This window comes from Bradyrhizobium sp. HKCCYLS1011, assembly GCF_051167795.1.
In the GTDB taxonomy this organism is placed as follows: Bacteria; Pseudomonadota; Alphaproteobacteria; order Rhizobiales; family Xanthobacteraceae; genus Bradyrhizobium.
In genome coordinates, this window is record NZ_JBNPTT010000004.1 from 402,808 (window position 1) to 426,455 (window position 23,648).

The window sequence follows — 23,648 nt, forward strand, 5'->3', positions numbered from 1 at the left end:
CTCGCGACAAACGCGGAACGCGTTTGCGCGGAGATCATGCTCAAACCACAACCTAAGGCGCGATGACGATTCAGCCCAATCTCATCGCGCTTTAGACGGTCGTGACAACGGCTTAGACGTAGCCGAGCCAGCGCCAATAGGTCAGCCCAAGCAGCATCACCAGCGCGACCGCCACCACCGTCAGCACCAGGCCGGTGCGGACGAAGTCGCGCGCCGAGAAGGTCTCGGTGCCATAGGCCAGCATGTTCTGCGGTGCGTTCACCACCAGGATGAAACCGAACGAGACCACGAACTGCAACAGCATGGTCATGCCGACGACATTGATGCCGGGCGTGGCGACACTCTGCAACACGGCGATCACGATTGGGATCATGGCGGACGCCAGCGCTGTGGCGCTGGCAAAGCCGAGATGGATCAGGGTGAGGAACAGCGTCATGACGGTGAGGATGAACAGCGCGCTGGCGTTCTTCAATCCGAAGCTGGTGACGGCAAGATCGGCGAGCCAGGAGGCGCCCTTTGTCTGCAGCAGTGCGGTGCCGACGCTGATGCCGATGCCGAACAGGACCACGGTGCCCCAGGGAATCCGCGGCTGCGCCTCCTTCCAGGTCATGATGCCGATACCCGGCAGGAACATCAGCCCGACCGCGGCAATGGTGGTCGAGGAGGTGTCGAGACTATGCAGGATGCCTTCGGTGGACCAGAAGCCGAGCAGGCCGAGCGAGATCGCCAGCAGTTTCTTCTCTGCCAGCTTCATCGGTCCGAGTTCGGCGAGTGCCTTTCCGATGGCCTCGCGCCCGCCCGGAATGTCCTTGACCTCGGCGGGCATCATCCGGGTCATGATGACATAGAGCGCGACCGACATCAGCACACCGAACGGCGCGGCTGCGACGAACCATTCGAGCCAGGTGATCGAGGTCTGTAACGTCTTCTCGATGAAGCCGACTGCGACCATATTCTGTGCGGAGGCCGTCTTGATGCCGACATTCCAGATGCTCGCCGTCTGCACCGTCGTGATCATCAGCATGCCGGCAAAGGTGCCACGCTTATCGACGCCGAAGGCCGAAATGATGCCGAGCGTGATCGGGACCAGGCAGGCCACGCGGGCGGTGGTGGATGGCACCAGGAAGGCCATCACGAATCCCACCAGGATCGCGCCGATGATCACATGATGGATCTCGCCGCCAACGCGCGACAGGATGACCAGCGCGATGCGCTTGTCGAGCCCAGTTGCGGTCATCGCGGCTGCCAGGAACAGCGCAGAGGCGACCAAGGCCAATGCCGTGTTGGCGAAACCGGAGAAGGCAAGGCTCAAGCCGGCACTGGTGCCGAACAGCAGCTTCGGATTGGCCGGATTGGGTGCCAGCCCCAGCAGGAACGCCATCAGTGCGGCGATCACGATCGCCGACACCGCATAGTCCAGCGCCTCGGTCATCCAGACGATCACGGCGAATGTCAGGATGGCGAGCATCCGATGGCCGGCGACCGAAAGCCCCTCCGGAGTGGGCAGCAACGCAACCACGATCAGCGCAGCAATCGCAAGCAACAGCCCCCAATTGCTCCGCAGCCATCCTGGCTTTGTCGGCACTTTGGCGCCGATGGTCTTGGGTGTCGCATCGATGGCCGTCATGGCTCCACTCCCGTTCGCTGAGGTGGAGTGTCAGTTCATCTCGGGTGACTGCGCGTTGAGGAGGATCAAATCCGCTGCATCCATCATCTCAGTGTCACCGTCGCGCCCTCATATGCGCAACGCTGTTAGGGCCGTAATGATCGAGCCGTTCGCTCGCCTCGCCTTCGCTCTCCAGGCCGCAGCCGAGCAGGTGGCGGCTCTCCGGTAGGAACAGACGTCAGAGTCGGTGCTCAGTCTCTTTCGAATCCTTTGTCATTGTGCGCTCCGTTCATGAACATGGATATCCCTCCATGTTCATCTCTGATTGGCATCAGCAATCGCCATGCGATTGACTTAACGCAATATCCGGTTGCCACGGCGCACTAACTTTGTTGGCGCGCGCCGTATTCCGGCCGTCGGACAACAGCTGACAGGATCGAGGAAACAAATCCGTCTGGGCTTTCAGGCGTGGTTTGTCATGATTGCAATGGTTGAACAAACGGCCACCCTTCCGTCCAAAAAGACTCTCGAAATGCCGGCCGTGTGGTCTGCGATCGCAGCGCACCGCTGGTTCATTCTTGCCGTTCTGCTGCTTGTCGGTCTTGGTGCCTGGCAGGGCGTGCGGGTCATCTTCGGCCCTGCTGTTGTCGTCGACCAGGTCAGGCGCGGCAGTCTGGTCGAGACGGTCGTCGCCAGCGGTCATGTCGAGACACCGTACCGGGTCGAGATCGGCAGCCAGATCACCGGCACCGTGGAAGAGGTGCTGGTGCAGGAGGGTGAGCGTGTCACCAAGGGCCAGCCTCTGATCTCGCTGGAGTCGCGCGAACTGAAGGCCGCGGTGGTGCAGGCGCAAGGCGCCGTTGCGCAAGCCGAAGCACGCATGCGCCAGCTCGCCGAGCTGACCCTGCCATCGGCCAAGGAAAGCCTGACCCAGGCGCAGGCGACGCTGTTGAACGCGCAGCAGACCTACGACCGCACATCCCATCTGGCTGAAGGTGGCTATGCGACCCGCCAGGCCCTCGACGACGCCCAGAAGACGCTCGATGTGGCGCGGGCGCAAAAGCGTGCCGCGGAATTTCAAGTCTATACCGCAAGCCCCGGCGGCAGCGACTACGTGATGGCGGAGACGCAGTTGAACCAGGCGCGCGCCAATCTCGACACCGCGCAGTCGCGCCTTGGCTACGCGACGATTTCCGCGCCGCGCGACGGCGTGCTGATCACGCGAAACGTAGAGCGCGGCACGGTGGCGCAGCCAGGCAAAGCGCTGCTGGTGCTCGCGCCGGCGGGTGACGTGCAGCTCGTGCTGCAGATCGATGAGCGCAATCTCGGCAAGCTTGCGCTGGGGCAGAAGGCGCTGGCGTCCGCGGATGCCTATCCGGATAAGCGCTTTCCCGCCATCGTCAGCTATATCAATCCCGGCGTCGATATTTCGCGCGCGTCTGTTCAGGTCAAACTCACGGTGCAGGACCCGCCGGATTATCTACGGCAGGACATGACCGTGTCGGTCGACATCGACGTGGCGTCGAAGCCCGATGCATTGGTCCTTCCTGTTCGTTCTGTGCACGATCTGACGTCGGGGCAGCCCTGGGTGCTCGGTGTCAAGGATGGCCGCGCAGTCAAACGGCCGGTGCAGGTCGGGATCCGCGGCAACAGCCATATCGAGATCGTCGACGGCTTGTCGGTGGGCGAGATCGCGGTCCCGGCCAATTCCGGCATCCTGACCGGCCAGCGCCTGCGCCCGGTGCTGCCGTGAACCGCTGGCTGCCGTTCGAATGGATCGCCGCGGTGCGTTTCCTGCGGGAAGGCCGCCTGCAGACGCTGTTCATCATCGGTGGAATCGCGATCGGGGTTGCCGTGATCGTCTTCATGTCGGCGATGCTGGCGGGGCTCGAGGCCAACTTCATCAAGCGCGTGCTCACCTCGCAGCCGCAGATCCAGCTGCTGACGCCCGATCAGGTCGCGCGGCCCCTGCGCAATGACAAGGGCGTAATCGAGGACGCCGTCGTGCAGCGGCCGAGCCAGCGCGTGATCTCGATCGACCAGTGGCCGAAGATCCGCGCTCAGATGCTGGCGATGCCGGACGTGACCGCGGTGTCGCCGACCATCTCCGGCTCGGTGCTCGCGATTCGCGGCGACGCCAGCCGCGCAGTGACGCTGTCCGGCATCGAGCCGGAGAGCTATTTCAAGATCGTCAAGATTCCGGAATATATCGCAGCAGGCGAGCCGCGGCTGACCAGCGACGACATCATCATCGGCATCGAGCTTGCGAAGGATCTCGGCGCTTCGGTCGGTGACAAGCTCAACGTCCAGGCGGCCTCCGGCGCCAATCGGGTGTTGACGATCACCGGACTCGTCGATCTCGGCAACAAGGGCGTCAACCAGCGCGCCGCTTACGCCGCCTTGCGTACGGCGCAATCGCTGCTTGCGATGGTCGGCGGTGTCACTACGATCGACATGACGGTGCAGGATATCTACGCCGCCGAGGACATCGCCCAGCGGATCCAGGCTTCAACCGTCGTGCGGGCCGACAGCTGGATCAAGACCAACGCGCAATTCTTCACCGCCGTCCGCGCGCAGGAGACGTCCAACACGCTGATCCGGCTATTCGTGGGGCTGTCTGTCGCGTTCGGTATTGCGGCGGTGCTGATCGTGTCGGTGATCCAGCGTTCGAAGGAGATCGGCATCCTGCGTGCGATGGGCACCTCGCGGGGTCAGATCCTGCGTGTCTTCCTGCTGCAGGGAGGGGTGCTCGGTTTCGTCGGCTCCCTGTTCGGCGCGGCGATGGGCGCGGGCGCGCTGATCTATTGGCATGCCGTTGCGCGACAGGCCGACGGCTCGGAGCTGTTTCCACTGATCCTGGAGCGGCGGCTGTTCGTGCTGACTGCGCTGTTGGCCACGATAACCGGCCTGTTGGCGGCAACCGCGCCGGCGTTGCGTGCAGCGAAGCTCGATCCGGTGGTGGCGATCCGTGGCTGAAGAAATCCTGCGTCTGGAGAAGGTCTGCAAGGCCTACAACGTCGGTCTCGCAACCGAGACCGAAGTGCTCCACGACATTGATCTCGAAGTCGATCGCGGCGAGTTCGTCGCCTTGATCGGACCTTCCGGCTCCGGCAAGAGCACGCTCCTCAATATCGTCGGTCTTCTCGACCGGCCGAGCTCCGGCCGGCTCACCATCAAGGGCGAGGACACCGCGGCCCTCGGCGACACCGAGCTCACTCATCTGCGCGGCCACACCATCGGATTCGTGTTTCAGTATCACCTGCTGATCTCGGCGTTCACGGCCAAGGAAAACGTGATGATGCCGATTCTAGTCGACCGTGGCTTCCCAAGCGCTGACATCGAGCAGCGGGCGCTGCAGCTGTTGCAGCAGGTGGGCCTGGAGAAGTTCGCCAACAATCTCGCCACCAACATGTCGGGCGGCCAACAGCAGCGGGTCGCGGTGGCGCGGGCTTTGGCGATGAACCCGGACCTTGTCCTGGCGGACGAGCCGACCGGCAACCTCGACACCAAGTCCGCCGACGCGGTCTTCGAACTGATGCGGCAGGTCAATCGTGACAGCGGCACCAGCTTCCTTCTGGTCACTCATAATCTCGATTTGGCGCGCCGCTGCGACCGCATCATCGAGGTGGTCGACGGCCGGATCCAGCCCTGATGCCATGGATGTGACCACACTGCGCCCGCCCGCCGGATGGCCCCCACATCCACGACCCACATTTGCCGCCGTGCCGTGTTGACTGGGGCCAGCCCGGGAAACCTCCGCCGTAAGAAGCGGGATACCCCGGCGCGATCCGACCCGACGGGTGGGGCGGCATGATTTTTTGGGGCTTATCAAAGGCTTGGATGCGTCATTGCGCGTCCCAAGGGCCCCGTTCTTGCTTGCCTAGCCCCGCCGCTTCCTTTATCCGGTGGAGCGCCTCGCATGCGAGCGGTCCTGGCCGCGATTTCGGCTGGGCGCATGTTCGGGCACGGCGGGTCTTGAATTAGGAACCGTTAATTTCCGCGCCGATCGTGCTGTGTGGGATACTGGCAGAGGGAAGAGCTGGGAATGGCTAATGTGGTCGTCGTCGGCGCCCAATGGGGCGACGAGGGGAAGGGCAAGATCGTCGACTGGCTGTCGGAGCAGGCTGACATCGTCGTGCGCTTCCAGGGCGGCCATAATGCCGGTCACACCCTCGTTATCAACGGGGAGACGTACAAGCTCGCGCTGCTGCCCTCCGGCGTGCTGCGGCCGGCCAAGCTGTCGGTGATCGGTAACGGGGTCGTGTTCGACCCGCAGGCCTTTCTCGACGAGGTCGCAAAGCTCAAGGCGCAGGGCGTCGCCATCAGCCCGGACAATCTGCGAATCGCCGAGAATGTCACGCTGATCCTGCCGCTGCATCGCGAACTCGACGCGCTCCGGGAATCGTCGAATACGGGCACCGCGATCGGAACCACCCGTCGCGGCATCGGACCGGCCTATGAGGACAAGGTCGGCCGCCGTGCGATCCGACTGATGGATCTCGCCGATCTCGGCACCTTGCCGCACAAGATCGATCGGCTGCTGTCGCACCACAATGCGCTGCGCCGGGGCCTCGGGCTCGACCAGATCGACGGCAACGAGATCCTGCGCGGGCTGGTCGCAATGGCGCCGGAGCTGCTGCCCTACGCCGAGACGGTCTGGCGGCTGCTCGACGCCAAGCGGCGCGAGGGCAAGCGCATTCTGTTCGAGGGCGCCCAGGGCGCGCTGCTGGACGTCGATCACGGCACCTATCCCTACGTGACCTCGTCGAACACGGTGGCGGCGCAGGCGGCGACCGGCACCGGCATCGGCCCGGGTGGCGTCGGCTATGTGCTCGGTATTTGTAAGGCCTACACGACGCGCGTCGGACAGGGACCGTTCCCGACCGAGCTCACGAACGAGATCGGCGAGGAGATCGGCCGCAGGGGCAAGGAATTCGGCGTCAATACCGGACGCAAGCGGCGTACGGGCTGGTTCGATGCGGTGCTGGTGCGCCAGACGGTGCGGACCTGCGGCATCCACGGGTTGGCGCTGACCAAACTCGACATCCTCGATGGGTTCGATTCGATCGAGGTCTGCATCGGCTACAAGCTCGACGGCAAGGAGATCGACCATCTGCCCGCCGGCGAAGGGGCGCAGGCCCGGGTCGAGCCGATCTACGAGACCATCGAAGGCTGGAAACAGCCGACTGCAAGCGCGCGCTCCTGGGCGGATCTGCCGGCGCAGGCGATTAAATATGTGCGACGGGTTGAGGAACTGGTGGGTTGTCCGATTGCGCTCCTTTCCACCAGCCCCGAACGCGAGGATACTATCCTGGTGCAGAACCCGTTCGAGGCTTGACGGGACATGACAGCGAAGCGCGCAAGTTGAGTTGACATGGCCGACTACTACCCGCTGATCGCCCGTGCCATCGCCGGACTGGATCCTAATGCCAGCGGCGAAAGCCGCCGTGCGCTCTATGAGCGGGCCCGTGCAGCCTTGATCGCGCAATTGCGCGGCGTTCAGCCGCCGCTGTCCGAATCGGAAATCACTCGCGAGCGGTTGTCGCTCGAAGAGGCCGTGCGCAAGGTCGAAGCCGAAGCCGCGCAGCGCGCCCGCGATGGGACACGCGCCGCGGCGGGGGGGACGCCCCCCCGCCCGGGTGACGCCCTGCGCCGCGCGGGGGCACGCGCGGAAGCTGCGCCGACAGCGCCCGCGGCTGCGCCGCAGGCTGCACCGGAGCAGTCCGTCGCCAGCCCCGCACCGCCGCGCCCTCGGCCGGCTGCCCCGCCTCAGCCCCGCAACGAGCGGGCAGCGCCGGGCGAGGCTCCGGCGCCCGAGCCCACGCGCCAGCCGCGCAATGCCCGCCCGGAGGGCGCTCCTCCAGGCGCACCTGCCGGGGTACCTCCGCGACCGCAGCCACCACAAGGATCGCAGGACGTCCCACGCATGCCGCCGTTGCGCGAACGCGCTGCGGGACCGCGTCGGGGTCCGGACAATGCAGCCAATAATGGCGACGCCCAGCCGCCAGCAATGCGTGGATTCCGCGATATCACGGCCGACGTGGATGATCTCGGCAAGGCCACGGCCCAGGCCAACCGGGCTGCGCGCAAGACCTACGCCAACGTGCCGCCCACAGACCTGGAACGGCTCGAGCCGGATGCCGAGGATCGTGGCCCGGCAGCCGAAACGCCCTATTCCTATGACGAAGCGGCCGAGGAGGCCGGACGCTATGCCCTGCCGGCGGAGTCGGCCCGGCCGCGCGCCGGCGCCGAGCGAGACCGCGACGCCAAGAAGAAGCTGGGCAGCGGCGCGACGTTCCCGTTCAAGAGCGCGATCGCGGTTGGCATCGTCCTGATCCTGGTCGGCGCCGGCCTTCTGTGGGGCAGGCCGCTGGTTTCCGCCGTGAGCAACATGTTCAGGTCCTCGCCCGCAGTGGAGGCGCCGAAGGACACGGCGGCACCGCTGAGCAAGCCGAAGATCCCCGACCGGGTCGGGCAGTCCTCCTCCGATCAGATCGCGCCGGTCGCCCAGCGCGTGGTGCTGTATGACGAGGATCCCTCCGATCCCAAGGGCAAGCAATATATCGGCTCGGTGGTCTGGCGCACCGAGCAGATCAAGGCGTCCGGGGCCCAGAAGGCGGATATTGCCGTGCGCGCCGACATCGAGATCCCGGATCGCAAGTTCAAGATGACGATGTCGTTCCGCCGCAACACCGATACGTCGCTGCCGGCGAGCCACACGGTCGAGCTGACCTTCATCCTGCCGCCCGACTTTTCCGGCGGCGGGGTCGGCAACGTTCCGGGCATCCTGATGAAATCCAACGAGCAGGCGCGCGGCACGCCGCTGGCCGGGCTTGCAGTGAAGGTCACCGATGGCTTCTTCCTGGTCGGCCTGTCCAATGTCGATGCCGACCGCGCCCGCAACGTCCAGCTGCTCAAGGAGCGCTCCTGGTTCGATGTGCCGCTGGTTTACAGCAACCAGCGCCGCGCGATCATCGCGATCGAGAAGGGGGCGCCCGGCGAGCGCGCCTTCAACGATGCATTCGCTCAGTGGGGTGACTAGCGGGCTGCAGCAGCCGGCTTGGATGGTTTGGCGAGGGGTTTGGCAAGGCAGAGGGACTGAGGCATGAAACGCTATCTGATCTTCGTTGCCATCGGACCTGCGCTCGGCGGGTTCTGTCTGTTGCTCGTCACCACCTATCAATCCGGCTATTGGACCGAGACCAATGCGGCCGAGGTCGCAAAGCTGTTCAAGGTCTTCGCGATCTCGCTGCAATACAGCTACCTGTTCGGCTTCCTGCCGGCGCTGATGATGTGCGCGATCGACGACATCCTATTCCACGTCAGGCGGATCGGGCCGGTGCTGCGCATGCTGCTGGTCGGTGCGATCGCGTTCCTGCTCGCAGCTTTCAATTACTCGTCGCATGGCGCGGATTACGGTGTCGCGCAGTTCATCCTCTACGGCCTGGTGGGCTTCATCCCGGCCACGATCTCGTCGTGGCTGGTACACAAATTCGCTGAGGAACCGCAGCCGGCGGCGCCTTCGCACGCCTAGGCGCGACGGCATGACGCAACTTGTGCGGCGCTCTCGCGTTTCCATCTCATGAGCATGCAGCAAGACGACATCATCAGCCCGCCGCGCCGCGCCTCTGGACGCGCGACGCATGCGCGCTTCAACGGGGTCGAGGCGCGTGGGCCGGTCATCGACCAAGAGGGGCGCGAGATCCCGCAGGGGCCGTTCCAGGGACGCTTCCAGGGCTCCTTCCAGGATGCGGGCGGCTTCCGCTTCGACTTCCAGACCGCCAACCCGTTCGGCAATCTCACGCGCGAGCAGCGGATGGCGCGGCTGGAGGCCGTGGCGAAGTTGCTTGACGTGGCCTTCATGCTGCCCGGCACCAAGATCCGCTACGGCATCGACGGCATCATCGGCTTGATCCCGGTGGTCGGCGATCTGATCGCGACCGCATTGTCGTTGTGGCTGGTGCGCGAGGCGCGTGCGCTCGGCGCGCCCTGGCACATCGTCACCCGCATGCTCGCCAATGTCGCGGTCGAAGGCGTGGCCGGCATGGTGCCGGTAGCGGGCGACGCATTCGACGTGCTGTTCCGCGCCAACATGCGCAATGCCCGGATCCTGCGGCGCTGGCTGGACAGCCAGCCGCGGTAACAGCGCCAAAACGGCAAAAGGGACTTCAGAAAAAAACTGCCCCGCACAAGGCGGGGCAGGGTTTGAAATCGAAGGTGCTGAAGGCTTACGCCGCATCGGCATCCTGGGCCTTCGGTGCCGCGCGGCGCGGCAGCGGGAAGGCCTCGCTCTCATAGAGCGAGCGGATGCCGTTCTGGTCGAAGCGGGCCTCCTCGACCTGCAGATAAGCGCCGTTCAGCGAATCGGCCGGCAGCTCCTCCATGGCAAAGCGCACGGCCTCGGCCGCGGTGCCAAACCGCCGATAGGCAAATCCAGCCCGCTTCTTCTTGCGGATGGCGGCGGGGAAAAGTTCGGCAGACGTGTTGAAGTTGAACGGACGCATAGGACGCATGGTCTGAGACCTCTTCTTGTCGGCTGGAGCGCTGACGCGAGCTTTCTGTTACGGCTTGGCGGGCTGGCGCCAGCGATTGCGGGTGTGGAGGGCGGATGAAGCCGCCCAGGCGGCCAGGCCCTGCATGTCAGTTACCGCGCTAATATAGGCCTTTTTGACAGAATTGCGAATCCCTCTGGGTCACATCGTAAACTCAAATACCGCTGCCAAAGAGAAAATATCTCCTTGTAATTCAAAGGTTTATCCGGTCTGCAATTTGTGAGTGAGCGGAAGGCGATTTTGCACCGCAGCAAGGGTGGTTCCCGTGCGCTCTGCCGGGTCGCTCATCCCAGGCACACCAGGTGACCCCCGAAGGCCACCCGGCGCTAGAATTCGCCCCTCAACGCGGCTTCAGCTTCAGAGCGGCCGAATTGATGCAATAGCGCAGGCCGGTCGGGCCGGGGCCATCCGGAAACACGTGGCCAAGATGGCCACTGCAGCTCGAGCACAGCACCTCGGTGCGGACCATGCCGTGACTACGGTCCGTCTCCTCGTCGATATGGCTCTCGACCGCGGGCTGCGTGAAGCTCGGCCAGCCGCAGCCGGAGTCGAACTTGGCATCCGATTCGAACAAGGTCTGGCCGCAGCCGGCGCAGACATAGGTGCCGGCGCGGTGCTCATGCTCGTATTCACCGCTGAAGGGGCGCTCGGTGGCCTTTTCCCGGAGCACGGCGTACTGCATCGGCGTCAGCTCCTTGCGCCACTCCGCCTCGCTCTTGACGACCTTGTCGCTCGTCTTGGTGTCGGTCGTTTTGGTGTCGGTCATTTGTCTTGATCCTCCGGCGGCTTGATCAGCCGCGTTCTTGTTACACCGTCAGGTGATCGCCTTAATTCGTCACCTTAAGTCGCTGCCTCAATTGGTCGCCTCAATTCGTCGCCTTGGCGTCGCTGACCAGGGTCGGCTTGTCCAGGTAATTCTCGGCGAAGATCTTCTTCAGGTTCTCGATCTTCGGCAGGTCGTTATAGGCAATATAGGGCTGGCTCGGGTGCAGCGTCAGGTAGTCCTGATGATAGCCCTCTGCCGGGTAGAAGGCCTCGAGCTTGCCGACCTTGGTCACGACCGGCCTCTTGAACGCCTTGGCCTGGTCGAGCTGGGCGATATAGGCCTCGGCCACCTTCTTCTGAGCCTCTGAGGTGACGAAGATCGCGGAGCGATATTGTGTGCCGGTGTCGGGGCCCTGGCGGTTGAGCTGGGTCGGATCGTGCACGACCGAGAAGAAGATCTGCAGGATCTTGCCGTAGGAGATCTTCTTCGGATCGAACTTGATCTCGACCGATTCCGCGTGTCCGGTCGTGCCGGTCGAGACGGTGTGATAGTCCGCAGTCGCTTTGGTGCCGCCGGCGTAGCCCGACACCGCATTCACGACGCCGGCGGTGTGCTGGTACACGCCCTGCACGCCCCAGAAGCAGCCGCCGGCAACAACCGCGGTTTCCAGCCCGTCCGCCGTGGGCTCGTCCATGGCCGGTGCGGGAATGACAACGGCGTCCTCCGCTGCGCGCGAGGCGGAGGTGGCGAGCAGGGCGGCTCCGGCCAAGACCCCTGCGAGAGCGCTGAGGATCGCGGCTTTGGGAAACAGGCGGTCAAGCGGGCTGCGGCGCATGGGGAGTCCTTTCGGAATATCTTGGGCAATGCTGGCGTCGGGTGCGGCGCCGGACGGGCGGTCCCGGCGGCGTCTCGCGCAAGATACGCGCATCCCCTGCCGCCGTTACGGCCCCCAGGACACGACTGCGTGATAGGCCGATCCGGCCGCCCGCGGCGACCAAATTTCCGTCTTCTGGCCTTGAGTGAACCGCAAGGCTTTCGGCCCGACATATCTCGCGCGCGCCGGATCAATCCTGAAATGCTGCGTCTTCTGTTGTCGTATGCCTGCCTCGCCTCGCTCGCCGCGATCGCTGTTGCCGGTCCCCTGCTGAGTGACGATCTCGCCACCTGCCGCGACCGCCAGGCGGACCCGGCGGCGCGCGCGGGCGCCTGCGAAAAGCTGCTGGATGCCGGCAATCTGACCGGCAAGGACCTCGCTAGCGCCCTCGATGTCCGCGCCGTGGCCGCGATCAACAAGCACGAGGACGACAAGGCCGTCACCGCGCTGACGACGGCGCTGGCCGCCGACCCCGACAATGTGGTGCTGCTGAACCGTCGCGGCTATGTCTATGAGCGCAAGGGGCAGGACGACCTGGCCTTGGCCGACTACGAGGCCGCGCTGCAGAAGCGGCCGAATTTCGGCCTCGCCTACAACAACCGCGGCACGATTTATCTGCGCCGCGGCGCGCTGCAGAGCGCGCTCGACGATTTCAACGCCGCCGTCCGCGCCACGCCGACCCTCTATCTCGGCCGGGTCAATCGTGGCCGGGTGCGCGCGATGATGAAGGACTACGATGGCGCACTCGGCGATTTTGACGAAGCCGAGAAGCTCGATGCCGCCGCGCCGCAGGCCGCCTTGTTTCGCTGCGATGCCTTCATCGTGATGGACAAGGTCGACGACGCCATCGCAAGCTGCAGCACGGTGCTCGCGCGCATGCCGAAGAACCAATATGCGCTCTGCAGCCGCGCCGAGGCCGAGATCAGCGAAGGCGATCTCGATGCTGCGCTGAAAGATCTCAATGCCGTGCTCGCGGTCAATCCCAACAATGTCCGCGCCCATGCCATTCGCGGGCAGGTGTTCGAGAAGCGGCAAGATCTGGCCCAGGCGCGCGTCGATTATCGCGCCGCTGCGGTGGCGCTGACGCCGTTCGACGCGATCGAGGTCGCCAACGCCCGCAGCCTGGCGCGGGAGCGGCTGACAGCGCTGACCCAGCAATCGCCGGGCGCAGCGCCGACGGCGCGCCGCATCGCGCTCGTGATCGGCAATGGTGGCTATAAGAACGTGCATGCGCTGCCCAATCCGCCGCATGATGCGATGCTGCTCGCCGACACCTTTCGCACGCTCGGATTCCAGTCGGTGACGTTGGCGAGCGATCTCACTCGCGACGGGTTCTTCGCGGCGCTGCGTAGTTTCGAGGCCGAGGCGGAAAAGGCCGATTGGGCCGTGGTCTATTATGCCGGGCACGGCTTCGAGATCGGCGGGGTCAACTATCTGGTGCCGGTCGATGCCAGGCTTGCGGTCGACAAGGACGCGGAGACCGAGGCGGTCGCGCTGGAGCAGGTGCTGGCGGCCGTCGGCGCCGCGCGCAAGCTCAGGCTCGTCATTCTCGATGCCTGCCGCGACAATCCGTTTGCGCCGACCATGCAGCAGACGCTGGCGCTGAAGCTGGTCGAGAAGGGCTTTTCCAACATCGAGCCCGGCGCCGGCATGATGGTGGTCTATGCCGCCAAGCACGGCGCCACCGCGCTCGACGGCAGGGAAGGCAAGAGCCCGTTTGCGATCGCGCTGGCCAAGGACATCCGGGAGCCTCGGGTCGAGGTCCGCAAGCTGTTCGACATCGTGCGCGACGACGTCTGGGCCGCCACCCAGCATCAGCAACAGCCCTTCACCTATGGTTCGCCGCCGGGACGCGAGGATTTCTACTTCGTCGCAGGGAAGTGATGGGATCTTAGGCCAGCCGTGCGCGCGGCGCCTTGTGAGTAGGGAAACAGGTCGCGCCACATACTCCGCTGTCGTCCCCGCGAAAGCGGGGACCCATAGCCACCGGCTTTTGTGATGAAGCGCGATCTCTCCCGGCGTGCCCAACATTGAGATCACGCGGTATGGGTCCCGGCGTTCGCCGGGACGACACTGAAAGTGCGGCAAGATCTCGCGTCCAAGACTCTCAACCCCGTATCGCCCAAGGGTTCTACGTACAAGGCTCTACGGCCCAATCCTGTACGGCCCAAGGCTCTGCGTTCCCGCGGCACGACATGCCCGGGTCTTGCTGTTCGACCACCCTCTGGAAGCGAAGAGGGCACAGGGAAGGCCGGGTGCCGTTCGCACCCATGGCCCGCCTGCAGAAGAAAATGCAGGCGGCAGTCACCACAGGTACGAGCCGAACAACCCGGCCTTCCCTGCGCGATGGCTTTACGGCTTATACGAACTCTCCCCGGTGTGCCGGGCTTGTTAGCCACCGTCGTCAGCGCGATGCGCAAGCATCGCCGCGAACTTAGCGCCAGCGTCGGGGCGCCAGAACCATTCGACTTCGCCGTCCTGCCGATGTTGTTCGTCCGCCGCAAAATCGCGTGCTGCAACACCCACAGGCCACCGCGTCCCGCACCCAACGTTCGTGACGATCGCGAAACGCCCCTCTGATCGAGGCAGGACGCGCAGAGAATACACGAATTCTGAAAAAACGAAAGAAAAATATTTGCCGAACGGCGCGTGGTGGATCATGGCGCTGCACCAGGGCAATCAGGGAGATGCGGCAGATAGGCGCGACGGGCAATTTCTGCATGAGGCCATGTCTCGGTCTCGCCCGGAGCACTCTCGCCTCCATCGGGATGCTGAGCTAGATTTTTGGCATGCGGCGACTTCCTCTCAAGAACATCGAGGCCTTCGTGGCGGTGGCACGCGCCGGCAGCTTGGCGCAAGCTGCCCTTCGCTTGAATCTTACGGTGCCGGCACTGAGCCGGCGCATCCAACTGCTGGAAACCGAGCTCGGTGCGCGTCTGTTCGAACGGCAGCCGCGTGGACTCTCGCTCACTGAGATCGGCCGCGACTATTTCTCGGCGCTCGATCCGGCCTGGGAGAGGATGGCGCAAGCGACGGAGCGCGTGCGTCGCGAGGCAACGCGCCATGCGATCACCGTCAGCACGATGCCGACATTCGCCGCCAACTGGTTGATCCCGCGCCTGCAGCAGTTCCAGGCAAGCCATGGCCAGATCGATATCTGCCTCGAGACCTCGGCCGAGATCGAGGATCTGACCGCGCGACCGGAGATTGATTGCGCGATCAGATTGGGACGCGGGCCCTGGCCCGGTCTTGTCTGCGAGCCGCTGCTGGCGGTCGATGCCGTGCCGGTGGCCAGCCCGCAACTGCTTGGCAAGGTCAGTGATTGCCGCGAGCCGCGCGCGCTGTTGGAGCAGAAGCTGATCGGTACCAGTCATCAGATTGCATTCTGGCAGGAGTGGTTCGCCGGCGTCGGCATCGACGCGACGCCGCACCATTGTCTCGCCTTCGACAATCTGCAGGTCGTCTACGAGGCGGCCGCCGCGGGCATGGGCATCGCGCTCGGGCTCGATCCGGTGGTACGGCCTTTCGTCGCGAGCGGCCGGCTGAGGCCGTTGTTCGCGGAGCCCGTGCGGCTGCCGCGCCAGTTTCATCTGGTACGTCGTGGCGGTCGCGCGGGGCAGGTGCGCGGCTTCGCGCAATTCCGCGACTGGCTGTTTGCGGAGGCCGCAGCCTTTGCGGCGTAGACGCGACATGCAACCCCTTGCATGCCGCTGAAGGCGTGCAGCCGAAAACTGAATGGTCCCATTCTCCGAAGTCATCTAGCGTTGTGCGGTTTGAAGAGGACCGCTGAGATGACGACCTATCGGCTGCATTACTTTCCGGAATCCGGCAACAGCTACAAGCTGGCACTGATGCTCACGCTATGCGGCCAGAGTTTCGAGCCGGTGTGGACCGATTTCGGCGGTGGCGTTACCCGCACGGCCGAATGGCGGGCCAGCGTGAATCCGATGGGCGAGATCCCGGTGCTGGAGGAGCATGGCGTCCGTCTGACCCAGACCGCGCCGATTTTGTTGCGGCTCGCCAAGCGCTACGGACAATTCGGCGCGGCAAACGAGCAGGAGCAGTTCGAGGTCTTGCGATGGCTGTTCTGGGACAACCAAAAACTCTCCGGTTTCATGGCGACCTATCGCTATCGCCGCGCCTTCACGCCGTCGGCAGACGCAAAGGTGCAGGATTTCCTGCGCAAGCGCGTCGACGATTTCCTCGGCATTCTTGCCGGAGAAGTCGCACAGCGTCCGTTCATCATCGGCGACAGGCCGACGGTCGCCGATCTCTCGTTGTGCGGTTACCTGAGCTTTCCGGTCGAGGAGAGCGGCTACGACCTCGCCGCGCGCTTTCCCGATGTCCACGCCTGGCTGCAGCGCATCGTCGCGCTGCCCGGCCGGAAGCCGCCTTATGAGTTGCTGCCGGGAGCGCGACTGAAACGTTACGTTTAAAAAAGCAGCTGTGTCCGATTGAAAGCGATGACTGTCGCGAGAGGCAAACTCGGTAAGCCTCCGCACCGAAGTGCATGAATAGTTGTCGGCGAAATCCGTAGTCGACGGCTCTCGGCGTCGTGATCGATGATCAATCGAGCCTCGCGTGCATGCGACATCCCGCCCGGGAATAACACCGGGTCCCGCGCCGCCTCCAGCAGTGCAGCAACACGAAGGCGATTTCGCCAGCTGGAGGAGCAAGCATCGAGCGCGATGTCGGTGTAGTACCATTCGCACAGTCGTGATGTCAGGTGATTGGGCGTCCGCGGAGGTGCTTCCTACATCAGCATCAACACAACAACTCCCGCTGGAAACGTCTCCGATCAGAGCAGCAACAGGCGAACGCGTTTCTCCGCACGAGAGAGACGAAGGACAGCCATGTCTATTTGGAATGCAAGATGCGGAGAACGATCATGACCATCTGGAAAGCTTTTGCGGCAGCGCTCGCGCTGTCGACAGTCGCCGCCGCTGCCCCGGCATCGGCGCAGGGCTGGTTCTGGGGCCAGCAGGAGCCTGCGGCCTTTCAGGCGATGTATCCCAATCGCGACGTGCTCAATGGCGGCGAGCTGACGCCGGCGGGGCGCATGGGCCTGGTGCGCGCCTACGGCGCGGCCCCTGTCTATCCGTATGCCGGTTACGCGCCTTACCTGCCGCATCGGCATCATCTGCGCTGAGCGACGTGCCTGATGTCCACGCGTTCTGGCCCTCTTGTATGAAGGGGAGAGAGGCCAGACCCCGCATCAACCCGTTCCTCCGCGGCCCGTCAGATCGCGTGCTCCTCGCGCTCGTGGATCACGCTGGCGCGGCCGACGATGAGATCATCGACCAGCCCGATGCGCGAGACGTCCTTGCCGGCATAGGGCAGGGAGTGCAGCACGCAGCGCAACGCATTCAATCGCGCGCGCTTCTTGTCGTCGGACTTGATCACCGTCCATGGGCAGTCCGCGGTGTCGGTGTGGAAGAACATCGCTTCCTTGGCGCGGGTGTAGTCGTCCCATTTGTCGAGCGAGGCCACGTCGATCGGTGACAGCTTCCATTGCTTCAAGGGGTGTCCCTCGCGCTCCTTGAAGCGTCGCCGCTGCTCGTCGCGGCTGACCGAGAACCAGAATTTGATCAGGTGCATGCCGCTGCGCACCAGGTTGCGCTCGAACTCCGGCACCTGGCGCAGGAACTCCTCATATTCCGAAGGCGAGCAGAAACCCATCACGCGCTCGACGCCGGCACGGTTGTACCAGGAGCGGTCGAACAGCACGATCTCGCCGGCCGTCGGCAGATGCTGCACGTAACGCTGGAAATACCACTGGCCGCGCTCGACGTCGCTCGGCTTCTCCAGGGCCACCACGCGCGCGCCGCGCGGGTTGAGATGCTCCATGAAGCGCTTGATGGTACCGCCCTTGCCGGCGGCATCGCGGCCTTCGAACAGCAGCACCAGCCGTTGCCGCGCATCCTTCATCCAGTTCTGCAGCTTCAGAAGCTCGGTCTGAAGAATGAATTTCTGTTCCTCATAATCCTTGCGGAACATCCTGTGTTTGTAGGGATATCCGCCGCGGCGCCATTCGTCGGAGAGCTCGTCGCTGGTCGCACGGCGGGCGCGCTTGGCCGCCTTGCCGTTGAGAATCGACTTCAGAAGCTTGGCGTCGTCGGGGGAGGCGCCTTCGAGAAATGCCTTGACCACCGGACTGTCCACCTGAGCCGGCTGATCCTGCAGCATCTTCCTGAAGGCTGCGACCGCCGCGGCCTGGGCGCTTTCGGTCGACTGCGCGATCAGCGAGCGCTCGACCGGGCTCAGCGGCGCCTCGTCGGCCGCGACGGTGGCGATGGCGGCCGACCTCTTGTGCTCGACCCGCGTTGCCGCCGCGGCGTTGCGGGCCGGCTTGTGCTTGGAGATCGCCTTGCCTGACTTGCTTTTCTGACTTGCCATTCGATCCATCGCTGCTGGTAGTGGCGGGCGCTGGAAAGCGGCACCCGGATCATGGGCCTGTTTGTACAGCCGAGTTTCCGAACGTCGCGTGAAGATGTTATGGCGATGACATCGCGAATGTGCGTTGCGTGACGGATTGTTTGCGACCCTCTCGCAGCTGGGGCCGAGGTCGCTTGCGCAGTGGAATCAGGATGGACAAGGCGTTAACGCCTGATGCGTAGCACGACACCGCTCTGCTAGCCGGAGGGCCGGCCGGCGCGCGGTGCGCCGACATCCTGCTTCGCGTAGTCGTGATGGAATGCGGCCCTGGTTTGGAGGGGCCGGGCTCATACTTAGTTGGTGTCACGACCGTCCGCAGCCGACGTTGGGCCGGACCCGTTTCCCGCGCCGGATGCGCCGCATCCGGCAACAGCAGAGAGGGATCATGAGCTCACTCAAAACGCTGGCCGCCGTGCTCGCGCTCTCGATGATCGCCGCGACATCCGCCTTTGCACAGTTCTCGGAGCCGGCGGCCTTTGAGGCGCAGCATCCAGATCGCGACGTGCTGAACGGTGGCGCCCTGACGCCGGACGCCCAGATGCGTGCGGGTGCCGCCGGCTTTGCCCGACCGTCCTATCCGAATGCCTATGCCGCGCCGGTGCCGGTCGCGCCGCAACTGCGGCGCCATCATCGGCGCTGACGGCCGGAGAAGGGCGATCGCGCCCATTGGCCTTCACACCACGATCGAGAGCCGCTTCGCTGCGCGGGTGATCCCGGTGTAGAGCCAGCGCGCGCGACTGTCCTGAAAGGCAAAGCTCTCGTCGAACAGCACCACGTCGTCCCATTGTGAGCCCTGCGACTTGTGCACGGTCAGCACGTAGCCGTAGTCGAACTCGTCATAGGGCTTGCGCTGCTCCCACGGGATGTCCTCGATGCCGCCGGCGAAGCATTCGCCGCGCACGGAGACCTTGGTCACCTTGCGCCCGAGATCCTCGTCCGGCGCAAGCCGCATGGTGATGATCTTCGACTTCGAGGCGGTGCGCGACTTCACCCGCCAGAGCCCGCCATTGAACAGGCCCTTCTTGCGGTTGTTGCGCAGGCAGACCAGCTTGTCGCCGGCCACGGGCAGGGCGTCCTCGATGTCGAGCCGCTGCCGCACCCGCATATTGTAGGCGCGCCGCGTATTGTTGCGCCCGACCAGCACCTGGTCGGCGTTCATCACGCGCTGCGGATCGAGGTCATGGCGCGACACCACCTCGCTCTCGCCATAGCGGCCGATATCGAGCGCATTGCCCTCGCGCACGTCCATCGACATCCGCACGATCGGATCGTCCTGGGCTTGGCGGTGCACTTCGGTCAGCATCGCGTCGGGCTCCTGATCGGTGAAGAAGCCGCCGCCCTGGATCGGCGGCAGCTGGGCGGGGTCACCGAGCACGAGCAGCGGGCAATCGAACGAGAGCAGGTCGCGGCCGAGATCGGCGTCGACCATCGAGCACTCGTCGATGATGATCAGCTTCGCCTTCGACGCCGGCGCGTCGTCCCACAATTCGAAATTCGGCTGCTCCTCGCCGCTCTCGCGGGCCCGGTAGATCAGCGAATGGATCGTGGAGGCGTTGTCGCAGCCCTTGTTGCGCATCACCAGCGCCGCCTTGCCGGTGAAGGCCGCGAACTTGACCTCCCCGTCGACGCCTTCGGCAATGTGGCGGGCGAGCGTGGTCTTGCCGGTTCCGGCATAGCCGAACAGCCGGAACACCTGCGGCGTGCCGCTGCGGCCCGGCTTGGCCTTGAGCCAATCGCCGACGGCGTTCAGCGCGGAATCCTGGTGCGGAGTGAAGGTGGTCATGGCTCAGGGAAAGAGGCCGCTTGCAGTGCGGCGAGTCGGGACATTCCGTGAACCTAAGGGCTGGCGCGGGGAGATCAAGCTTTCGATGCAAAGGAGGTGCACCCTATCCCTGTCGGATCCCAATCGGTGCCGGTTGCTGTGCCCTCTCCCCTTGCGGGAGAGGGCGGCTCCAGCGGATCAACAGAGATGATCGGGTGAGGCGTTTGCTCCACATCGGGGCTATGAGCGTGCAGAGAGAGACCCCTCACCCGGCTTCGATGCTTAGCGTCTCAGCCACCCTCTCCCGCAAGGGGAGAGGGTGGGGCGGAGTTCGGGGCTCGGATAATTCTCGCGGCTGCGGTGACCTCCTGCCAGCCCGGCACGCCGCGCATATCCGGCAAATGATGCGCGATGCCCTTGTGACAGTCGATGCAGTCTTCTCGCCGGATGAGGCTGCCCCATCGTCGACATGGGTGATGATCCGTGAAGCGGCGTGATCACGCGCTCGGCCGCTAGAAATTCTCCCTGCATGGACTTGGCTTGTTGAAACAAACAGCGCGCCGGTCGGCGTCGCGAGAGTGCGCTCATCGCTATTTTGCTGGGGCGCTCGACAGCCATTTCGCCGATCCCCATCATCTTTGCAGCGCATCGCGGATGCCTTCGTGACGATCGGGAGATGGCAATGAAACGGCGGGACTTCCTGACACTATCGCTTGGTGCGGCGGCGCTTACGGCCTTGGCTGCGCCGGCGCGCGCCGGGGACAGGCCGAAGGAGATCCGCATCGGCACTCAGAAGGGCGGGTTCTTTCCGGCCGTGAAGGCGCGCCGCACGGTCGAGGATGCGTTCAAGCCGCTCGGAATCGACATCGTGTGGGTCGATTTCCAGTTCGGTCCGCCGCTGCTGGAGGCCATCAATGTCGGCAGCGTCGATTTCGGCTATGTCGGCGACGCGCCGCCGATCTTCGCCCAGGCCGCGAGCGCCAAGATTCGTTATGCCGCGGCCGTGAAGCAGAACGGCAACACGCAGGCGATCGTGGTGCCGAAGGACTCGCCGATCAAGACGCTCGCTGATTTGAAAGGTAAGCGCATTGCCTTCGGCAAGGGCTCCAGCGCGCATAATCTGCTGGTCGCTGCATTGGAAAAAGCCGGGCTGTCCTGGAGCGACATCACGCCGGCGCCGCTCGCGCCGGCCGATGCCACGGCCGCTTTCGTCAAGGGCTCGGTCGATGCTTGGTCGATCTGGGACCCGTATCTCGCGCTTGCCGAGCTGAAGGAGAATGCGCGCGTGATCGCCTGGGACAAGGACGTGCATAAGCCGAATGCGTTCTACATCGTCGGCAGCGATTTCGTGGAGAAATATCCGGGCCTGGTGGCGAAGCTCAACGCCACCTTCGCGGCCGAAGGCATCTGGGCGAACAGCCATCACGAGGAGGTGGCGAAGGCGCAGGCCGAGGCAACCGGCGTCGACATCGAGGCGGTCAAGCGCTTCGTCGACCGCTCCACCTACAGCGTCGTCCCCGTCGATGACGAGATCATCAAGAGCCAGCAGGCGGTGGCTGATCGCTTCACCCGGCTCGGCCTGATACCGAAATCCATCACGGTTGCCGACATCGTCTGGAAGTGGACGCCGTCCACCTGAGACGCGTGTTGTGCAACGATATCCGCTTGTGAGATCCCTATGAGTCAATCTGCTTCGAACGCCAACATCCTCTGGTTTCTGCCGACCCATGGCGACAGCCGCTATCTCGGCACGTCGGAAGGCGGCCGCGAGGTCAATTTCAACTATCTGCGCCAGATCGCGCAGGCTGCCGACCAGCTCGGCTACTATGGCGTGCTGATCCCGACCGGGCGAAGCTGCGAAGATTCCTGGATCGTGGCCTCCGCCGTGGCGCCGTTCACGGAACGCTTGCGCTATCTGGTCGCGGTGCGTCCCGGGCTGCAGTCGCCCAGCGTCGCGGCGCGCATGACCGCGACGCTGGACCGCGTCACCAATGGGCGGCTGCTGGTCAACGTCGTGACCGGCGGCGATCCGATCGAGAACAAGGGCGACGGCATTTTCCTGTCGCATGCGGAGCGCTACGAGGTCACGCGAGAATTCCTCACCGTCTACAACGACCTGCTGGAAGGCAAGGCGGTGAACTTCGCCGGCAAGCACATCCGGATCGAGGATGGGCGGCTGCTGTTTCCGCCGGTGCAGGCGCCGCGGCCGCCGCTGTTCTTCGGCGGCTCGTCGGATGCCGGCATCGATGTCGCGGTCGATACGGTCGAGAAATATCTCACCTGGGGCGAGCCGCCGGCGCAAGTGGCCGAGAAGGTCGCCAAGGTGAAGGCCGTTGCCGACAAGCGCGGCCGCAAGCTCTCCTTCGGCATCCGGCTTCACGTGATCGTGCGCGAGACCAATGCGAAGGCCTGGGCGGCGGCCGACGATTTGATCAAATATGTGACAGATGAAACGATCGCGTCCGCACAGAAGATCTTTGCGCGGATGGATTCGGTCGGCCAGCAGCGCATGTCGCTGCTGCATGGCGGCCGCCGCGACAAGCTCGAGATCAGCCCGAATCTGTGGGCCGGCGTCGGCCTGGTCCGCGGCGGGGCCGGCACCGCACTGGTCGGCGATCCCGAGACGGTGGCGGCGCGCATCAAGGAATATCAGGACATCGGCATCGACACTTTCATCCTGTCCGGCTACCCTCATCTGGAAGAAGCTTATCGCTTCGCCGAGTTGGTGTTTCCGCGGCTTGCCTTGGATCGGCCGGATCATATCTCCAGGCTGCGGGCGAACACCGGCCCGTTCGGCGAGACCATCGCCAACGAGCAGTTGCCGCTGCGGAGGGCCTCGCAATCATGAGCTTGATCGACAGCCTGCCACGAGTCCGTAAGCTCGTTCTGCCGCGCGCCGACGGGCTCATTCCCTGGCTCGTCCCTTTCGCCATCATCCTGATCTGGCAGGCGGCCTGCGTCGCCGGCCTGGTGCCGGTGCGGGTACTCCCGGCGCCGAGCGATGTGGCGCGCGCCGGCTGGAAGCTGCTGCTCTCCGGCGAACTGGCGCAGAACATCTGGGTCAGCTTCTGGCGCGCCAGCATCGGCTTCCTGATCGGGGGCGGCATCGGCTTCGCCTTCGGGCTCGCCAACGGTCTGTCGGAACTTTCGGCGAAGCTCACCGACACCACCTTGCAGATGGTGCGCAACGTGCCGCATCTGGCGCTGATCCCGCTGGTCATCCTGTGGTTCGGCATCGACGAGAGCGCCAAACTGTTTCTGGTCGCGCTTGGCGTGTTCTTCCCGATCTATCTCAACACGCTGCACGGCATCCGCACCGTCGATCCGCAGCTGATCGAGATGGGACGCGTCTATGGCATGACGGATGGTGAACTGTTCCGCCGCGTGATCTTCCCGGGCGCGCTGCCATCGATCTTCGTCGGCATCCGGTTTGCGCTCGGCATCATGTGGCTGACCCTGATCGTCGCCGAGACCATCGCGGCCTCCTCCGGCCTTGGCTACATGGCGATGCAGGCGCGCGAGTTCATGCAGATCGACGTCGTCGTGCTCTCGATCCTGATCTACGCCCTGCTGGGCAAGGTCGCCGACAGCGCCGCACGCGTGCTGGAGCGGCTGACGCTCGCCTGGCACCCGGCATTCAGCAAAGTTTGAGG

22 protein-coding genes and 1 pseudogene are annotated in these 23,648 nt (G+C 64.6%); 15 read left to right on the forward strand and 8 right to left on the reverse strand.

Annotated elements, in window-relative coordinates:
• Positions 1 to 112: 112 nt before the first annotated feature.
• Positions 113 to 1,627, reverse strand: a complete 1,515-nt coding sequence (locus tag ACQR1W_RS14900; RefSeq protein ID WP_434851470.1) for a DASS family sodium-coupled anion symporter — start codon at positions 1,625 to 1,627, stop codon at positions 113 to 115.
• 511 nt (positions 1,628 to 2,138) lie between these two features.
• Between ACQR1W_RS14900 and ACQR1W_RS14905 the strand changes: the two genes are divergently transcribed.
• The 7 genes from ACQR1W_RS14905 to ACQR1W_RS14935 all read left to right on the forward strand — a co-directional run bounded on the left by ACQR1W_RS14905 (position 2,139) and on the right by ACQR1W_RS14935 (position 9,749).
• Positions 2,139 to 3,359, forward strand: a complete 1,221-nt coding sequence (locus ACQR1W_RS14905; protein ID WP_434851471.1) for an efflux RND transporter periplasmic adaptor subunit — start codon at positions 2,139 to 2,141, stop codon at positions 3,357 to 3,359.
• The gene (locus tag ACQR1W_RS14910; RefSeq protein ID WP_434851472.1) at positions 3,356 to 4,582 is read left to right on the forward strand and encodes an ABC transporter permease; all 1,227 of its coding nucleotides are present in this window, start codon (positions 3,356 to 3,358) and stop codon (positions 4,580 to 4,582) included. Before ACQR1W_RS14905 ends, ACQR1W_RS14910 begins: the two co-directional genes overlap by 4 nt.
• Positions 4,575 to 5,258, forward strand: a complete 684-nt coding sequence (locus ACQR1W_RS14915; protein WP_434851473.1) for an ABC transporter ATP-binding protein — start codon at positions 4,575 to 4,577, stop codon at positions 5,256 to 5,258. The genes ACQR1W_RS14910 and ACQR1W_RS14915 overlap by 8 nt, the downstream gene beginning before the upstream one ends.
• Before the next feature lie 393 nt (positions 5,259 to 5,651).
• Positions 5,652 to 6,944, forward strand: a complete 1,293-nt coding sequence (locus ACQR1W_RS14920) for an adenylosuccinate synthase (protein WP_008969656.1) — start codon at positions 5,652 to 5,654, stop codon at positions 6,942 to 6,944.
• A 36-nt stretch (positions 6,945 to 6,980) separates the two neighbouring features.
• Positions 6,981 to 8,648: a hypothetical protein gene (locus ACQR1W_RS14925; protein WP_434851474.1), complete on the forward strand. Its 1,668-nt coding sequence runs from the start codon at positions 6,981 to 6,983 to the stop codon at positions 8,646 to 8,648.
• A gap of 63 nt (positions 8,649 to 8,711) precedes the next feature.
• On the forward strand, positions 8,712 to 9,140 hold the full coding sequence (locus ACQR1W_RS14930; RefSeq protein ID WP_008970035.1) for a DUF5413 family protein: 429 nt from the start codon (positions 8,712 to 8,714) through the stop codon (positions 9,138 to 9,140).
• 48 nt (positions 9,141 to 9,188) lie between these two features.
• Complete coding sequence (locus ACQR1W_RS14935; protein ID WP_434851475.1) at positions 9,189 to 9,749, forward strand: DUF4112 domain-containing protein; 561 nt, start codon at positions 9,189 to 9,191, stop codon at positions 9,747 to 9,749.
• A gap of 85 nt (positions 9,750 to 9,834) precedes the next feature.
• On the opposite strand, the gene ACQR1W_RS14940 is transcribed toward ACQR1W_RS14935, so the two are convergent.
• The 3 genes from ACQR1W_RS14940 to msrA all read right to left on the reverse strand — a co-directional run bounded on the left by ACQR1W_RS14940 (position 9,835) and on the right by msrA (position 11,759).
• On the reverse strand, positions 9,835 to 10,119 hold the full coding sequence (locus ACQR1W_RS14940) for a hypothetical protein (protein WP_035981876.1): 285 nt from the start codon (positions 10,117 to 10,119) through the stop codon (positions 9,835 to 9,837).
• Between the two features lie 379 nt (positions 10,120 to 10,498).
• Positions 10,499 to 10,924, reverse strand: coding sequence for a peptide-methionine (R)-S-oxide reductase MsrB (msrB, locus tag ACQR1W_RS14945; protein ID WP_434851476.1), 426 nt, complete (start codon positions 10,922 to 10,924; stop codon positions 10,499 to 10,501).
• Between the two features lie 100 nt (positions 10,925 to 11,024).
• On the reverse strand, positions 11,025 to 11,759 hold the full coding sequence (gene msrA, locus ACQR1W_RS14950) for a peptide-methionine (S)-S-oxide reductase MsrA (protein ID WP_434851477.1): 735 nt from the start codon (positions 11,757 to 11,759) through the stop codon (positions 11,025 to 11,027).
• Positions 11,760 to 11,999: 240 nt separating this feature from the next.
• Here msrA and ACQR1W_RS14955 point away from each other — a divergent pair, with 240 nt between their 5' ends.
• Positions 12,000 to 13,682 carry a caspase family protein gene (locus tag ACQR1W_RS14955; protein ID WP_434851478.1) on the forward strand — a complete coding sequence of 561 codons (1,683 nt, stop codon included), beginning with the start codon at positions 12,000 to 12,002 and terminating at the stop codon, positions 13,680 to 13,682.
• A 507-nt stretch (positions 13,683 to 14,189) separates the two neighbouring features.
• On the opposite strand, the gene ACQR1W_RS14960 is transcribed toward ACQR1W_RS14955, so the two are convergent.
• A complete protein-coding gene (locus tag ACQR1W_RS14960; RefSeq protein ID WP_434851479.1) occupies positions 14,190 to 14,459 on the reverse strand; it encodes a hypothetical protein in 270 nt (89 codons plus the stop codon).
• A gap of 128 nt (positions 14,460 to 14,587) precedes the next feature.
• Here ACQR1W_RS14960 and ACQR1W_RS14965 point away from each other — a divergent pair, with 128 nt between their 5' ends.
• The 3 genes from ACQR1W_RS14965 (at position 14,588) to ACQR1W_RS14975 (ending at position 16,947) form a co-directional block, all read left to right on the forward strand.
• The gene (locus tag ACQR1W_RS14965) at positions 14,588 to 15,481 is read left to right on the forward strand and encodes a LysR substrate-binding domain-containing protein (protein ID WP_434851480.1); all 894 of its coding nucleotides are present in this window, start codon (positions 14,588 to 14,590) and stop codon (positions 15,479 to 15,481) included.
• A gap of 108 nt (positions 15,482 to 15,589) precedes the next feature.
• On the forward strand, positions 15,590 to 16,234 hold the full coding sequence (locus tag ACQR1W_RS14970; protein WP_434851481.1) for a glutathione S-transferase family protein: 645 nt from the start codon (positions 15,590 to 15,592) through the stop codon (positions 16,232 to 16,234).
• Between the two features lie 452 nt (positions 16,235 to 16,686).
• Positions 16,687 to 16,947 carry a hypothetical protein gene (locus tag ACQR1W_RS14975; protein ID WP_434851482.1) on the forward strand — a complete coding sequence of 87 codons (261 nt, stop codon included), beginning with the start codon at positions 16,687 to 16,689 and terminating at the stop codon, positions 16,945 to 16,947.
• An 89-nt stretch (positions 16,948 to 17,036) separates the two neighbouring features.
• On the opposite strand, the gene ppk2 is transcribed toward ACQR1W_RS14975, so the two are convergent.
• A complete protein-coding gene (gene ppk2, locus ACQR1W_RS14980; RefSeq protein WP_434851483.1) occupies positions 17,037 to 18,194 on the reverse strand; it encodes a polyphosphate kinase 2 in 1,158 nt (385 codons plus the stop codon).
• A 424-nt stretch (positions 18,195 to 18,618) separates the two neighbouring features.
• Between ppk2 and ACQR1W_RS14985 the strand changes: the two genes are divergently transcribed.
• A complete protein-coding gene (locus ACQR1W_RS14985; RefSeq protein ID WP_434851484.1) occupies positions 18,619 to 18,873 on the forward strand; it encodes a hypothetical protein in 255 nt (84 codons plus the stop codon).
• A 33-nt stretch (positions 18,874 to 18,906) separates the two neighbouring features.
• Here the strand turns inward: ACQR1W_RS14985 and ACQR1W_RS14990 are convergent, their stop codons facing one another.
• Positions 18,907 to 20,016, reverse strand: coding sequence for an ATP-dependent DNA helicase (locus ACQR1W_RS14990; RefSeq protein ID WP_434851485.1), 1,110 nt, complete (start codon positions 20,014 to 20,016; stop codon positions 18,907 to 18,909).
• A gap of 347 nt (positions 20,017 to 20,363) precedes the next feature.
• Positions 20,364 to 20,441, reverse strand: a pseudogene (locus ACQR1W_RS14995) (NapC/NirT family cytochrome c); the annotation flags it as partial.
• Between the two features lie 236 nt (positions 20,442 to 20,677).
• Between ACQR1W_RS14995 and ACQR1W_RS15000 the strand changes: the two are divergent.
• Genes ACQR1W_RS15000 through ACQR1W_RS15010 form a run of 3 tightly spaced genes read left to right on the forward strand, consistent with a single transcriptional unit; the run spans position 20,678 to position 23,646 of the window.
• Positions 20,678 to 21,634, forward strand: coding sequence for an aliphatic sulfonate ABC transporter substrate-binding protein (locus ACQR1W_RS15000; protein WP_434851486.1), 957 nt, complete (start codon positions 20,678 to 20,680; stop codon positions 21,632 to 21,634).
• A gap of 39 nt (positions 21,635 to 21,673) precedes the next feature.
• Entirely contained in the window at positions 21,674 to 22,843 is a 1,170-nt protein-coding gene (gene ssuD / locus ACQR1W_RS15005; protein WP_434851487.1) for an FMNH2-dependent alkanesulfonate monooxygenase, read from the forward strand.
• Positions 22,840 to 23,646, forward strand: a complete 807-nt coding sequence (locus tag ACQR1W_RS15010) for an ABC transporter permease subunit (protein WP_008970638.1) — start codon at positions 22,840 to 22,842, stop codon at positions 23,644 to 23,646. Before ssuD ends, ACQR1W_RS15010 begins: the two co-directional genes overlap by 4 nt.
• The last annotated feature ends 2 nt before the right edge of the window (positions 23,647 to 23,648 follow it).

What these genes read in the sequence shown, in the direction of transcription:
- ACQR1W_RS14900 (WP_434851470.1), bottom strand. Translation starts at nt 1,627, where the DNA reads ATGACGGCCATCGATGCGACACCCAAGACCATCGGCGCCAAAGTGCCG.
- ACQR1W_RS14905 (WP_434851471.1), top strand. Translation starts at nt 2,139, where the DNA reads ATGCCGGCCGTGTGGTCTGCGATCGCAGCGCACCGCTGGTTCATTCTT.
- ACQR1W_RS14920 (WP_008969656.1), top strand. Translation starts at nt 5,652, where the DNA reads ATGGCTAATGTGGTCGTCGTCGGCGCCCAATGGGGCGACGAGGGGAAG.
- ACQR1W_RS14925 (WP_434851474.1), top strand. Translation starts at nt 6,981, where the DNA reads ATGGCCGACTACTACCCGCTGATCGCCCGTGCCATCGCCGGACTGGAT.
- ACQR1W_RS14930 (WP_008970035.1), top strand. Translation starts at nt 8,712, where the DNA reads ATGAAACGCTATCTGATCTTCGTTGCCATCGGACCTGCGCTCGGCGGG.
- ACQR1W_RS14935 (WP_434851475.1), top strand. Translation starts at nt 9,189, where the DNA reads ATGAGCATGCAGCAAGACGACATCATCAGCCCGCCGCGCCGCGCCTCT.
- ACQR1W_RS14940 (WP_035981876.1), bottom strand. Translation starts at nt 10,119, where the DNA reads ATGCGTCCTATGCGTCCGTTCAACTTCAACACGTCTGCCGAACTTTTC.
- msrB (WP_434851476.1), bottom strand. Translation starts at nt 10,924, where the DNA reads ATGACCGACACCAAAACGACCGACACCAAGACGAGCGACAAGGTCGTC.
- msrA (WP_434851477.1), bottom strand. Translation starts at nt 11,759, where the DNA reads ATGCGCCGCAGCCCGCTTGACCGCCTGTTTCCCAAAGCCGCGATCCTC.
- ACQR1W_RS14955 (WP_434851478.1), top strand. Translation starts at nt 12,000, where the DNA reads ATGCTGCGTCTTCTGTTGTCGTATGCCTGCCTCGCCTCGCTCGCCGCG.
- ACQR1W_RS14960 (WP_434851479.1), bottom strand. Translation starts at nt 14,459, where the DNA reads ATGATCCACCACGCGCCGTTCGGCAAATATTTTTCTTTCGTTTTTTCA.
- ACQR1W_RS14965 (WP_434851480.1), top strand. Translation starts at nt 14,588, where the DNA reads ATGCGGCGACTTCCTCTCAAGAACATCGAGGCCTTCGTGGCGGTGGCA.
- ACQR1W_RS14970 (WP_434851481.1), top strand. Translation starts at nt 15,590, where the DNA reads ATGACGACCTATCGGCTGCATTACTTTCCGGAATCCGGCAACAGCTAC.
- ACQR1W_RS14975 (WP_434851482.1), top strand. Translation starts at nt 16,687, where the DNA reads ATGACCATCTGGAAAGCTTTTGCGGCAGCGCTCGCGCTGTCGACAGTC.
- ppk2 (WP_434851483.1), bottom strand. Translation starts at nt 18,194, where the DNA reads ATGGCAAGTCAGAAAAGCAAGTCAGGCAAGGCGATCTCCAAGCACAAG.
- ACQR1W_RS14985 (WP_434851484.1), top strand. Translation starts at nt 18,619, where the DNA reads ATGAGCTCACTCAAAACGCTGGCCGCCGTGCTCGCGCTCTCGATGATC.
- ACQR1W_RS14990 (WP_434851485.1), bottom strand. Translation starts at nt 20,016, where the DNA reads ATGACCACCTTCACTCCGCACCAGGATTCCGCGCTGAACGCCGTCGGC.
- ACQR1W_RS15000 (WP_434851486.1), top strand. Translation starts at nt 20,678, where the DNA reads ATGAAACGGCGGGACTTCCTGACACTATCGCTTGGTGCGGCGGCGCTT.
- ssuD (WP_434851487.1), top strand. Translation starts at nt 21,674, where the DNA reads ATGAGTCAATCTGCTTCGAACGCCAACATCCTCTGGTTTCTGCCGACC.
- ACQR1W_RS15010 (WP_008970638.1), top strand. Translation starts at nt 22,840, where the DNA reads ATGAGCTTGATCGACAGCCTGCCACGAGTCCGTAAGCTCGTTCTGCCG.